Annotated in this window: 12 protein-coding genes; 3 read left to right on the top strand and 9 right to left on the bottom strand. The window is 58.7% G+C overall.

From position 1 onward, the window contains the following. Positions 1-226: 226 nt before the first annotated feature. The 3 genes from Q0L57_RS06445 to Q0L57_RS06435 are packed head-to-tail and all read right to left on the bottom strand — an operon-like array spanning position 227 to position 4,442. Entirely contained in the window at positions 227-1,420 is a 1,194-nt protein-coding gene (locus Q0L57_RS06445; protein ID WP_296739711.1) for a hypothetical protein, read from the bottom strand. After that, entirely contained in the window at positions 1,417-3,390 is a 1,974-nt protein-coding gene (locus Q0L57_RS06440; protein WP_296739709.1) for an ATP-binding protein, read from the bottom strand. The genes Q0L57_RS06445 and Q0L57_RS06440 overlap by 4 nt, the downstream gene beginning before the upstream one ends. A gap of 2 nt (positions 3,391-3,392) precedes the next feature. Further along, a complete protein-coding gene (locus Q0L57_RS06435) occupies positions 3,393-4,442 on the bottom strand; it encodes a DNA cytosine methyltransferase (protein WP_296739707.1) in 1,050 nt (349 codons plus the stop codon). 144 nt (positions 4,443-4,586) lie between these two features. On the opposite strand from Q0L57_RS06435, the gene Q0L57_RS06430 reads away from it, so the two are divergent. Next, on the top strand, positions 4,587-5,030 hold the full coding sequence (locus Q0L57_RS06430) for a very short patch repair endonuclease (RefSeq protein ID WP_296739705.1): 444 nt from the start codon (positions 4,587-4,589) through the stop codon (positions 5,028-5,030). A 202-nt stretch (positions 5,031-5,232) separates the two neighbouring features. On the opposite strand, the gene Q0L57_RS06425 is transcribed toward Q0L57_RS06430, so the two are convergent. The 6 genes from Q0L57_RS06425 to Q0L57_RS06400 form a co-directional block, all read right to left on the bottom strand. After that, entirely contained in the window at positions 5,233-5,361 is a 129-nt protein-coding gene (locus tag Q0L57_RS06425) for a hypothetical protein (protein ID WP_296739702.1), read from the bottom strand. Further along, complete coding sequence (locus Q0L57_RS06420; RefSeq protein ID WP_296739701.1) at positions 5,358-5,621, bottom strand: DUF6117 family protein; 264 nt, start codon at positions 5,619-5,621, stop codon at positions 5,358-5,360. Before Q0L57_RS06420 ends, Q0L57_RS06425 begins: the two co-directional genes overlap by 4 nt. A gap of 60 nt (positions 5,622-5,681) precedes the next feature. Further along, on the bottom strand, positions 5,682-7,835 hold the full coding sequence (locus Q0L57_RS06415) for a chromosome partitioning protein ParB (RefSeq protein ID WP_296739699.1): 2,154 nt from the start codon (positions 7,833-7,835) through the stop codon (positions 5,682-5,684). Between the two features lie 143 nt (positions 7,836-7,978). After that, positions 7,979-8,950 (bottom strand): zincin-like metallopeptidase domain-containing protein, encoded by a 972-nt coding sequence (locus tag Q0L57_RS06410; RefSeq protein ID WP_296739697.1) that lies wholly within the window; start codon positions 8,948-8,950, stop codon positions 7,979-7,981. Positions 8,951-9,138: 188 nt separating this feature from the next. Beyond that, positions 9,139-9,660, bottom strand: a complete 522-nt coding sequence (locus tag Q0L57_RS06405; protein ID WP_296739692.1) for a GNAT family N-acetyltransferase — start codon at positions 9,658-9,660, stop codon at positions 9,139-9,141. 3 nt (positions 9,661-9,663) lie between these two features. After that, a complete protein-coding gene (locus tag Q0L57_RS06400) occupies positions 9,664-9,963 on the bottom strand; it encodes a DUF1778 domain-containing protein (RefSeq protein ID WP_296739690.1) in 300 nt (99 codons plus the stop codon). 281 nt (positions 9,964-10,244) lie between these two features. Here Q0L57_RS06400 and Q0L57_RS06395 point away from each other — a divergent pair, with 281 nt between their 5' ends. Together Q0L57_RS06395 and Q0L57_RS06390 are read left to right on the top strand one after the other, a co-directional pair. Next, on the top strand, positions 10,245-10,472 hold the full coding sequence (locus Q0L57_RS06395) for a hypothetical protein (RefSeq protein ID WP_296739688.1): 228 nt from the start codon (positions 10,245-10,247) through the stop codon (positions 10,470-10,472). A gap of 19 nt (positions 10,473-10,491) precedes the next feature. Next, positions 10,492-12,141, top strand: coding sequence for a recombinase family protein (locus Q0L57_RS06390; RefSeq protein ID WP_296739687.1), 1,650 nt, complete (start codon positions 10,492-10,494; stop codon positions 12,139-12,141). Positions 12,142-12,151 lie beyond the last annotated feature (10 nt).

Here is a 12,151-nt window from a genome sequence, read left to right as displayed (position 1 = left end):
GTCCCGGCGGCGCTCTCCCTCTCAAGGTGAAGTGGACGGGCATGGAAAAAACGCTCCGCCAAGAGACGGGACGCTTGTGAAACCCAATCGATAGGCTACTGGGCGATATAACCGTCGATCCGATCAGGCTATATCCGCCGCATCAATCAAGGCTTCATGCATTTGTTGCAATCGCAATCAGCAATAATTTGCCCGGCCGCCATTCTTCGACGCGCGAATTCGCAAGCTACGCGGTTGCTGCCCATTTGCGATATGCATTAATATCATAACGCGCGGACTCCAATAGCGAGCACATCGCCTCGGTCATCTCGCTCCTCACGTTAGGATCCGACGCCAACACGTCGTCCACGTCAACCAAAGTGCTGACACGAACAGCCGCTTTTTCGGCGAGTACGCACTCGTCAGGTGCGGCTGCTTTAGCCACGGCAAGCTGAATTGGATCGTTTGGTGGCACATGTGTGGGCTGGAACCGAATGGCTATCGAAACCATGTCTTCTGCTGACGCGCCCTGCCTGACGCGATAGCCAAACAAACTCTTTACCTCCATTACGGTGGGAGGCTGCTGTCCTAGTGTTAGACCAAGCAGCCATTTGCAGAGCCCGGTCAAGACGATACGCTGGAGTCCTTGGTCATCCGATTTAGCTAGATCGAACCCTGTTTCGTTTTCTATACTGAATTTCGCTTTAGACTGCTCACGGAAGGGAGCGCAGTCGGCAAGATTCTTCAGATAAAGGCGACACAGCTTCTCAAGTGCATCATCATGGATGTGGCGCTTGCCGACCCGAGTTGTAAGGAACAACAACCATGGCGACTTGCGACGAGATTGAACAGTAAGAAGTCGAGATACCGCGTTGTAATATGTGTCGTTGATGTTGCCGCCTTCTTCTTTGGTGATTCCATCGCAAAGGTCGAGGTTCACGACGTCGTACGGGCCGTACTCCAGCGTTTTCTGCCAGGCAATTGAGTCTTCATTGGACAGCTCGCGTATGTCGTGAGCGATAACGTCGGATTGTGGATCGATCGACGCCAGCTTGCTTACCTCGTCACGCGATATAATGAATTCCGAGGCAGTTTCGCTATCTGGGGCGGCACCAAGGTCGAAACCAAGGAAGCGCAACTTAACATTGTTTTGGTCGCATACCATCTTGTCGAAAAAGCGAATATCGAGCAAGTCAGCGCCGGGCAGACCGAAGTAGGTTAAAGGACCATCGAAAGGAGATCGTTCACTAACGAGTTCAGTGACGTAGAAAAGCCATTGATCGTTACGAACAAACTGCTTTCGTGGCCTGTGCCAAGGCTTAAATTCTTTCTTCGGCGGCACGGAAAACGCGTAGCCGGAGACGCTAACAATATCGTCTGTTAAGTCTTCGCTGTCTGCGTTCCTTGCAATTTTTTCAGATGTAGAGACTTTGCCGCTCATTCTTCTCGCTCTTCCAGGACTTTGCTGATCGCAAGGAGTAGTTCTTCTTGTTCCGGTTTGGTTATGCGATCCAAAACATTGAAGGCAGCTAGAATCTGAGTGATTGCCTTCAGTTTTTCCTCGACGATCTCTCTCCGCGCTTTCTCCTTGGGAGTTTTCGGCGGATCTTTCTTGTCGGTGACAGCCGATCTTCGGAATACATAGGAACCCGACGTCTTCTTGAATGCCTTTTCTTCGTCTACGATTTGAACAGCCGGTGGAATTGACGCTGGATCCTTAGTCTGCTTAGCCCAAGCCTCGACGACGATCTTCTGTATCGCCCCGGTCTGTTCGTCCTTGGAAATCTCCCGCTTTTGGGATCGGACAGCGGCAGCCTCTTTCTTCTGAACTGTAGCAAGCTGCCTAAGTGCAGAATGCAGCCAGCGAGTGATAAATACCGCATGAGGATGCGCGTTGTTGAAAGCCTCGCGATCGATGTTGAGGGCACTCTCCAAGCCTTCGCTCACCAATATTTCGCAGGTGATCTGACGTAGACGCGTTAACTCAGCAACTTGATACCGCATGAACGTGGGGTCATAGAGGGTGCCGCTCGCCCCATGAATGCGCACGAGCGCACCTTGGTGTTCGCTTGGAGCAATCTTTGGCGACCAAAAGAGATATGCTTCAAATCTCAAAGGACCGCCGCTCAGCTCTGGCGGCAGCTTTTCAAAGCTTTCACTGCATTTGCCGACGAAAACAAGCGGATGCTTCAACGCATGGTCGGTTGTCGGCAAATTCTTGAAACGCACTGGACGAGCAAGTTTCAAATCATCAATGATGACAGCGAACTTCCCAATTGATTTAGGCGGATCAGTTAACGATAGCGCGTCACGGATCTTAGTCTCCTGGCGCACCTTTACTAGCTCGGCCGTGCCACGCCGTTTATTCGACAATTCGAATGTCTTCGCCCATCCGCCTGTCGGCATATCAAACAGATGACCGTCGACGTAAGGCAGTGGCACCGCAAGGGCGAGCTGCCAAACCATTCGTAGATAATAGTCGAAAATCCTCTCCAATTTCGGATTTGGATTAGCCTCATCGAGCTGATTCCAAACAGCGTTGACTAGCTTCTCGAACGCTTCACCGGGCTTGTCAGCCTTGAGCCAGGGGAGGTCAGAATAAGATTTACCTGTCTTTTTAAGGAGACGACCGGTGCTATCGACTCTTCCGATGTGGAAGCGCGGCGGCTCAATTGCTTGCTTTTCATCTTCATCCGCGGTTTCTTCATTCCGCTCGATAGCATCCCAAATTTCCCGACTACGCAGCGTATCGCGGGCCTGCGGCCGAATTTTTGTGAGCGCGATGGTTGTGCCATGACGGTCTTTATCCGTAGCCCGTTCGCGCCATATGGTGACTTTGCCGGATTCGAATTTACTAGTGTCTTCAGAATCGCTCGTTGCGGAGTCAGAGAACTGCCTCAACGAAACAGTTGCGACAGTTCTATGGTTGTCCCCCTTCGTCTTCGTTACGATCTGGAACGAGTGGGTTAGCTGAGACACCGAAAATAGGCCGATACCGATCTTGCCGATTAACTGCCGTCCGCCCGGACTTCGGGTGCTATCATTCCTTGAGGTAATCCCGAGCTGCTCGCCTTCACGATTGCGTTTGGCACTCCCACCGATGTTATAAAGAAGATGAGCAAGAACTTCGGGCGACATACCTGCGCCATCGTCCTCGATCGTAATTTGCTCGAAGCGTGGAGCATCTGTCTTGATGGTTACTCGTGTCGCGTCTGCATCGTATGCGTTTGAAATCAATTCTCTCAAAGCCGACGCCGGCTGACGGTATATACCGTCTGTGACGCGCGCGATTACTTGTTCATTGGTTTGAAGAGTTGTTTGAATCAGAACGTCGCGATTCTCGCTCTGCTTGATTTTCGCGACGAGTTCATTCTCGACGGGCTCCTTTTGCTCTAAGATAGACGGGGCCATTTTCAACCCGCCAGCGTTCGTCGAATTGCGTTTGCGACGCTCTTGGCAACAGGAGGCGGAACGGCATTTGAAATTTGCTCAACTTGCTCGGACAGATTGCCTTCCAGCACAAAATCGTCTGGGAAACCTTGCAAACGCATCGCCTCGAAGATGCTAAGGCGTCGTAATCCGTTTGGATGCACGTGAATCTCTCTGTGGCCGAACGCTATCGTTGGGCTCGGCTTGTTCCAATCAAGCCGTTTGAAGCAGCGGCCACCATTGCTACGCATGTCGCTTCCGAAGCGTGGCGACACTGGATTCATGGTCCAGTGATTGGGATGAAATGGAATATTTTCTGCGGTAAGATCCCGTGCGAAGTAGATGGGAGGTGGCAAGTCGCTTATCGCTTCCTTTACATTCGATTTGCCTTTTCGTCGGCGTGGCCGGATTGCGCCGTAACCCATGCCCTTGCGCATCGCAGAGAGAATTATTCGCTTGCGCGTCTGCGGTACACCAAACTCCGTCGCGCACAACTCTTTTTCGGTGATCTCGAAGCCACGATTCCGCAGACCTGAGAGCAGACCCTTATAAGCGTCAGCATGCTTTTTGTCCCTCATGCCGAGAACGTTTTCAAAAACAACGAACTCAACCTCGAAAAATTTCTGAAGTTCGCGTACAATTTCGATGTAGAGCGCTGGAAGTTTGTTTCTGGGATCGGCGGCTTCTGCTGTCGTATTTGCGCGGGAAAAGCCTTGGCATGGTGGTCCACCGATGATCCCGATTCTATCTCCATCGGGAATGCTTGCGCGAACAACGGCAGCAACACCGGCTGGTTTGAGGAGCCTTAGGTCTCCAGCGATCGAGGTTGAGCGCGGGAAGTTGCGCTTGTGAGTTAGAATTGCGGCCGGTGAAAGATCAAAAGCAGCGCTGATCTTAAACCCGGCAGCCTTGAATCCATGATCTAGGCCGCCGGCGCCCGAGAAAAGGCTAACGATCTTGGGGAGACCGCGGCCTCTTATTTTACTCGCGATACGCCTGCTCACGTTGCGAGTGTTGAACGGCTTCTTCGCCAAATGATTTCTCTCGCGCTAAGGTGGGTGCGGTCAGTTGCGCGGCAACTAATAGTATACGGCATCACTTTCTTGAGCAATTTGAAACAATGCTGTAAAAAGTATATTAATATCAGTGCTTTGTCGACACAGGGATCCCGACTTTGAATGGATAAATTATCGGTGGAGCGGCGCAGCCGAAATATGGCGGCGATCCGATCGAAAGATACAAAGCCCGAGCTCATCGTGCGCCGCTTTCTATTCAGCCGCGGGCTCCGTTACCGCATACACGATGCTTCTCTGGCAGGTAAACCCGATATCGTGCTGCCGGGGCGCCGAATCGCTATATTCGTCCACGGATGCTTTTGGCATGGGTGCACCAAATGCGTCGACGGCCAACGGAGGGTCAAGTCGAACTCCGCATATTGGTTCGCGAAAGTGGATACGAACAGAGTGCGTGATCATCGACACCGGCGTGCTCTTGTGAGGGACGGATGGAAATGTCTGACGATCTGGGAATGCGAGGTCAAAAAGATTTCGAAATTGGAAGCGCTTTTGAGGAAAATTCGTGGCAGCGATGGCAAAAAGGACAATTGGATTAGACCCGACTAGAAATTGACAGCCGGGCGTCGATTTCGCCTCCCGCAGGACGAAACGTTCAGTGATCCCAAGCGACCGGCAGCGATAGATGTGTCGTGGCAGCGCGATCTCCGTATCCCGATGTCGATGGCGCTAGAGCTCTCTGCTGCAAGCCGCGCGATCGCCTTTGCCATCTCCCGCGATTTTCTGCGCCTGAAAGCCAAGGCAACTTGCCTTAGTGGATAGCGCACCCGGACAACAATTCGCTGGGTGGGAAGCCGCCGCGTGTCTCCTCCCATGAAAGCGAACGCTCCACAGGAGGATAGCGGCGATCGTCGGCGAAGATCTCATCGACCGTCATCATGATGTGTCTCCCGTGTTCTCGATGAAGCCGTTTGGATCGTCGGGATCGGGAGGCAGGTAGGCGTCGTAAGGATTGCCGTCCGCGAGATGGCCGAACGGCGTCATGACGAAATCGCCGTCGTCCGCGTGGCGCACGGCGCAGACGACATAGCGACGCTCGCGGGTGACGGCATCCAGGCACTCCATGAGTGCGAGATGGCCGTCGTCGGCGGCGCGCAGCAGCGTGTTGAAGTTGGTACGAACGGGATTGGGAATGGCCATGATGTTCTCCTGAAACGAAAATGGCCCGCAGTCTCGCGACGGCGGGCCAGGTGATGCGCGTCATTCGGCGGCGCCGAGAACCGACGGGTCGCCGGTCGCATCGGCCGCGTCTGCGTCGTCGTCGCCAACGAGGAACTCCGGCAGCGCCACGTCGTCCGCCTGCGCGTCGTCCGAGGCATCGACGGCCGGCTCCTCCGCGAGAAGGCGCAGCGGCTCCGGCAGCCAGCCGGTGTCGGCCAGGAGACGCTCGGCCTCGCGCGCCATGTCGTCCTTCTTGAGGTGGTCGATCAGGCGCACCTTGTCTTCGCCAAGCGCCTCGTGGACGGCTTCGAGGATGCGCGGCTTGGTGACGCGGCCGAGATAATTCACGACGGTCGGCCTGAAACCCGCCTCCGCCATGTCGAGGCCGGTGACGCGGGCGAGCCGACCGGCTTCCGCCATGCGGGCTCGCAAGCCCTGCTCGGTGATGCCGGTCGCGCTGAAGGGATTCGGCCGCTCATAGAGCGCGTTGATCGCGAACGACACGCAATGCGCCAGCAGCGCCATGCGGCTGGCGTCATCGAGCGCATCGAGCCAGTCCCAGAGCGCATCGGGATCGGCGGGCACGTCCGCCTTCCATCCCGCGTGCCGCTCGGCGACCGACTTTGCATAGGGGCTGTCCTTGAGGTCGATGCCCTGCTCGCGGAAATACACCTCCTGGACGGAAACCCGGACGGCCGAGCCGCTGGTGGATTGCTTGAAGCGGTCGCGCACCAACCGGTGCAGCAGCGCCGTCATGGCGATATGCGGATTGGCGGCGACGGCATCGGCCAGCGCCACGGTGCGATGAGCGGTCAGTTCGGCGACGAGCCGTTCGGGAAGAGGCTTGATCGTCTCCTCTTCCTCGTCCGTCTCGACGGGCCGACCGCCGACGGTGATGACGGCGTGCTGCACATCGGGCTTAGCCCCGCCAGCGACGTCATCGCCCTCCATGTCCGGCGAGCCGCCTTCGACGGTCGCGCCCGGCTCGTCCTCGGGCCGGATCCAGCCGCGATCGACGATAAGCTCGCCATCTTCGTCGACGCTGACGAAGACGCCGGCGATAGCAATCTCAGCCGGATCGTAGATGGCCGGCCGGCGCTCGAAAGCATCGAGCTGCTTTTCGATCTCGCCGAGGCGCTGGTCGATCTCGTCCGGCAACTCGTCGTAATCGGCGTGTTCGGTCTCAAGGCGTTCCTGCTCCTTGCGCAGCTTTTCGCGCTCCCGATGATCCTTCTTGGTCAGCTCCGTGAACGTGCCGGCGATCGCGCGCAGCCCGTGGTCGTGGCCGTAGGGAAGTTCGAGATCGACCGCGATCCACTTCCAGCCCTCGGCGGCCACCTCGTCTGCGGCGGCCTTCAGCTTCTCGGCAACGAGTCGGTCGAGAAGCGCCACGTCCTCCAGCCAGCCATCCTCATCATCATCGAAGAGGTAGCGCGGCAGCAGCGAGCCGCCGGCCGCCAGATAGGCGTCGATGCCGACGAAATGGGCGCGCTTATCGGAAGCCGCTACGCTGGTCTCGGTCAGCATATTCCGGATGCGCCAGGGCTCGCGATAATGGGACTGCCTGACAGCCTCCCAGACCTGCTCCTGGCGCGCATGATCCGGGTGCGCAGTGAACGCCTCCAGCATCGCAAGCGTCATGCCATTCGTGGCATAGACCTCGTGAAGCGCGCGCGAGACCTTGGCGAGCGCGAGACGCTGATCGACATAGCGCTCCGTGGTGAAGTAGGCGCTTGCGACCTCGGCCTTTGTCATACCGCCGTCGACCATGCGCTTGAACGCCTTGAACTGGTCGAGCGGATGCAACGCAAGCCGGAACGTGTTCTCGGCAAGCGAGTCATCGAGCGCCGTGGTCTTGGCGTCAGCCTTCTTGACGATGCAGGGGACGAGGCCATCGGCGGGGAAGCGGCCAGCCTCAACGAGGCGCGCGATCGACCGATAGCGGCGGCCGCCGGCCGGCGTCTCGAAATCGCCCGTTTCATTGCCGTCGCCATCGAGGATGGCGCGGACATTGAGACCCTGCACGAGATCCTCGCGACGGTTGATGTCATGGGTGAGTTCGTCCAGACCGGCCTCGACGTCGGTCTCGCGAACATTGCTTTCGGACAGCCTGATGCGGTTGAAAGGAATGTCCCGTGCGCGGGAGAAGACGATGATCGCGGGGGCGGGCTTCTTCTTGGCAGCTTTCGCCATGGCAGGTTACTCCGTGACGGGCGGCCGAGAGCCACTCTCTCAACCATTCAACCCGTCACGAAAAACCCGGCCCCTCTCTCCCTCTCAAACGCGGAGAGCAGTACCGCGCGCGCCTCGTAGCCGCATGGCGCATAGCGGGACAATCATGCCGCCCTCCTGTCGATCTCGGCGGCATCGACGTCGCCGGCGTCATTGGCGTCGCTGGCTTCCGGCAGGAAGGACAAGATCCAGTCGGCCGCCTTGCTGGCCTGCGAAGCGGCGCGGACGATCGCGCGATTGTCCTCGCGCAGCACCTCCAGCCACGAGCCGATATAGTCGGCGTGACGCACGGTCGGCACGATGCCGAGCGAGGCGCAGCAGAAAGCGGCGCTCATCTCGGCGATCAGTTCCTCGAACGCATATTTCTTCGTGCCGAAGGAACCGGACAGATCGCGGTTGAGCCGGCTGTGATGTCCGCTGGCGTGGCCGATCTCATGCAGCGCGGTCCGGTGCCAGTTGATCGGCTCGAAATAAGCATGCGGCGGCGGGACGACCACGTAGTCGCGGGCGGGCATGTAGAAGGCCCGGTCGCCACCGATGCGGAAGTCGATTCCGGTCGCGTCGATGAGCGCTTCAACCTTCGGCTCGATCAGGCCGGGCGGCGGAGGCGGCGCGGCGACGGTGATGTCCTCGGGCAGGCCCTCGCATTGCGCCGTGTTGAACACGGTGAAGCGCTTCAGGAAGGGAATGGCCTGAGCGTCCTCGCCGGTCTCGCGCGCACGGCGCTTTTCGTCCTCGGGGATGAAGCGGTCGGCATAGACGACCGTGATGCCGCGCTCGCCTTTGCGCACATTGCCGCCGAGCGCGGCGGCTTGGCGATAAGTGAGCCAACCCTGACCGGGATGGCCGTGCTGCACGACGGCGCCCCAGAGGATCAGGATGTTGATGCCGCTATAGGCGCGTCCGGTGCTGGCGTTCTTCGGCAGGCCAAGCGGGGCTTTCGCCGTGGCCTTGCTCCAGGGCTGGACCCATGGGAAGCGCCCGGCCTCAAGCTCGGCGATGATCTTGCCGGTGATTTCATCATAAAGGCTCGCCCGGTTTCCGTCGGCGCCTAAAGTGCGATCGTGTCTGGACATCGCGGTTCTCCGCGACGGGCGCCGGGAGCCTCTCTCCCAGCCCTCAACCCGTCACGGCAAAACCCGTCTGCACTCTCACTCTCGGGGCGTTGCGGGGTCTCCCCGCAGAAGGGGTCGGCCGAGACTATGGGCTCGGCCGCAGGGGAAGGCGTTCCCCTCCCCATATCAAGTCGGAACAGGCTTATCGTTCATCCTTCATGGTTATTTCCCCCGGGCGCCAGCATCGCAGCGATGTCGGCAATCGATCGGAGCAGAACCAATGGATCGTCCTTCGATGGAATAAAGCCACGTCGCTGCCAGAACCGGGCAGCCTCGTCGTCGACGGCGTTGACTATTAGCGCCCGCCCGCCGATCAAACGCGCAGCCTGAACACAACGTTCAAGGGCATGCTTGATCAAGCCGGTGCCGATGCCCTGTCCGGCCCAAGCCGTATCCGTCGCGAGTTGCCCGAGCAGCAGGCAGGGAATGGGATTGGGCGGTTGTCCGGTGCGAATTGCGCGAGGCAGGATCGACGGGACAACCCCCGTCGGCGCAAGGCCATAATATCCGACGACGCGACCGGCATCATGGACGACCATGACTGCGGTGAAACCCTTTTCCTGATTGGAAAGGGCGCGCGTTTTCAGCCAATGATCGAGTGTCGTCTTGCCACAGGAGAATTCGGAAACATCATGCTCGGCAGTAAGTGGTTCAGGAGTCGACAGAGCCACGACTTACCGCTTCGTGACGTAGCCGGGCTCCCACGGAGCAGGCCGCTTGAGCACTTCCATCATCTCGGGAACGATCGCGGGCGGGCGGGACAGGATTTCCATGAAGTCGGCGAAGCCCTCCGGGCTCATGCGGATCAGCCCCTGCTCCATGACGACTTCCTCGGCGGCCCGCACGGCGGCATCCCGCACGAAATCGGTGCGAGAGCGACCACGCAGACTGGCCGCGCGATCGATCATCGCGACGTCCGCTTCCGGCAGACGCATCGAGATCGGGTATTCCTTACGTTCAACGGTAGCAGCCATGACCATTCTCCTTGGCTGAAATATAACGTCTTGTAGTGCCAAACGCAATACGTTATTATCAGGTTCGTCCGCAGGCCGCCCTGTCTCGATCAGAGACGCTCAAAGGGATGGCTGCCGAGGAGTTCACATGGAGCAGATTTCGGGGAATTTCCGTAGGTCATTTCACGACGCCAGCGTATCCCATTCGTCGCTGGCGCACGCTATGCCGCGCGCATCCGCTCCGTTCGCCACCGAATTTTCGCGTTTGATTTCCGTTGCCTGTACTTGGATTCACGACAATCGTGAAGGCCATCAACTTGCAACCGGCATCAGACGGCGCAACGATGGATCACGGCAAACGCCTAAAGCAGAGGAGTTCGCTTCGGCCCGTGGAGCCGGAACTAACCCTCGCGCCGCGTGGCAATGGCCCCGATCCGCGGTTGGTCGAGCTGGCTCGCCTGCTCGCTCGTCGTGCCGCGAGGAAGGTGTTCGAGGCGCAGATGAAGGAACGCCGCACGACGCGCTCCTGACATGGCAGGAGGCTACGCGGTGAAGGTTGCGATTTACGCCCGTTATTCGTCCGACAATCAGCGGGACGCCTCGATCACCGACCAGCTCCGCGTCTGCCGGCTCCATGCCGAAAAGCAGGGTTGGCAGGTGGTCGAAGAATATACCGACCACGCGATTTCCGGCGCATCGCTCCTTCGCCCTGGCATCCAGGCGCTGATCTCCGACGCGACGCGCGGCCGCTTTCGCTACGTGTTGGCCGAGGCGATGGATCGCCTGTCGCGCGACCAGGAGGATATTGCCGGTCTCTATAAGCGGATGGCCTATGCGGACGTGAAGCTCGTCACCCTCTCCGAGGGCGAGGTCACGCATCTGCATGTCGGCCTCAAGGGCACGATGAACGCCCTGTTCCTGAAAGATCTGGCCGACAAAACGCGGCGCGGTCTGCGGGGCCGGGTCGAACTTGGCAAGTCCGGCGGCGGCAATGCCTATGGCTATGATGTGGTGAAGAAGTTCGATGCCAGCGGCGAGCCGGTGCGCGGCGACCGGACCATCAACGAGTTTCAAGCTGAGGTGGTCCGCCGCATCTGCCGCGACTATGCCGCCGGCAAGTCGTCCAAGCGGATCGCCTTTGAACTGAACAAGGAAGGTATCCCCGCGCCCGGTGGCGGCGAATGGGGCTTCAGCACCATCAACGGCAACCTGAAGCGGGGCAACGGCATCCTTAACAACGAAATGTATCTCGGCAAGCTGGTCTGGAACCGCCAGCGCTTCATCAAAGACCCGGACACGGGTCGGCGTCAGGCGCGCATGAACCCCGAGTCAGAGTGGATCGTTCAGGAGGTGCCCGAGCTACGCATCCTCGACGACGATCTGTGGCAGGCGGTCAAGGATCGTCAGTTGGCCGTCAAACGCAGCCAGAGCGAGGACGGCGAAGCCGAGAACCATTTCCGCGATCGCCGGCGGCCCAAATACCTCTTCTCGGGCTTGAGCAAGTGCGCCTGTTGCGGCGGCGGATATTCGATGATCTCGGCCGATCTGGTCGGTTGCTCGACCGCTCGCAACAAAGGCACCTGCGACAATCGGACGAACATCCGGCGCGATCAGCTCGAGGCGCGCGTCCTCAATGCGCTGCGTCATCACCTGATGGACCCCATACTGTTCAAGGAGTTCTGCGAGGAGTTCACGCGCGAGATGAACCGGCTCCGTATGGAAGGGCGGACGTCAATCGACGCAGCCGATGCGGAGATCAAGCGGATCGACCGAGAACTCGATACACTCCTTAACCTCATCCTGAAGGGAGGCGCCGCGGATCGTCTCAATGAAAAGATGGTCGTCCTGGAGCGTCGGCAGAAAGAACTGAAAGCGTTCCTTGAGGACGCCGAGGAGCCACCACCCCTCTTGCATCCCAACATGGCACATCACTACCACGTCCAGGTCGACGAGTTGTATGGGGCGCTTCAGGAAGATTCCGAGGAGAAGCGAATGGTCGCGTCCGACGTGATCCGATCACTGGTGCGGGAGATCATCCTGACCCCGGAGGATGGCGAGCTTCAGATCGACGTGCACGGCGATCTGGCTGGCATCCTTGCGATTTCGCTCAAAAGCAAAAGGCCCGCCGGAGGGGCGGGCCGATCGCAAGTTGAGATGGTTGCGGGGATAGGATTTGAACCTATGACCTTCAGGTTATGAGCCTGACGAG

This window comes from Mesorhizobium sp. (genome assembly GCF_024509055.1).
GTDB lineage: Bacteria > Pseudomonadota > Alphaproteobacteria > Rhizobiales > Rhizobiaceae > Mesorhizobium.
Note: the sequence above shows the minus strand (reverse complement) of the source record. Positions and strands in the feature narration are given on the sequence as shown.

Excerpts from the sequence above, each read along its gene's own strand:
- Q0L57_RS06445 (WP_296739711.1), bottom strand. The coding sequence starts at position 1,420 with ATGAGCGGCAAAGTCTCTACATCTGAAAAAATTGCAAGGAACGCAGAC.
- Q0L57_RS06440 (WP_296739709.1), bottom strand. The coding sequence starts at position 3,390 with ATGGCCCCGTCTATCTTAGAGCAAAAGGAGCCCGTCGAGAATGAACTC.
- Q0L57_RS06430 (WP_296739705.1), top strand. The coding sequence starts at position 4,587 with ATGGATAAATTATCGGTGGAGCGGCGCAGCCGAAATATGGCGGCGATC.
- Q0L57_RS06425 (WP_296739702.1), bottom strand. The coding sequence starts at position 5,361 with ATGATGACGGTCGATGAGATCTTCGCCGACGATCGCCGCTATCCTCCT.
- Q0L57_RS06420 (WP_296739701.1), bottom strand. The coding sequence starts at position 5,621 with ATGGCCATTCCCAATCCCGTTCGTACCAACTTCAACACGCTGCTGCGC.
- Q0L57_RS06415 (WP_296739699.1), bottom strand. The coding sequence starts at position 7,835 with ATGGCGAAAGCTGCCAAGAAGAAGCCCGCCCCCGCGATCATCGTCTTC.
- Q0L57_RS06410 (WP_296739697.1), bottom strand. The coding sequence starts at position 8,950 with ATGTCCAGACACGATCGCACTTTAGGCGCCGACGGAAACCGGGCGAGC.
- Q0L57_RS06400 (WP_296739690.1), bottom strand. The coding sequence starts at position 9,963 with ATGGCTGCTACCGTTGAACGTAAGGAATACCCGATCTCGATGCGTCTG.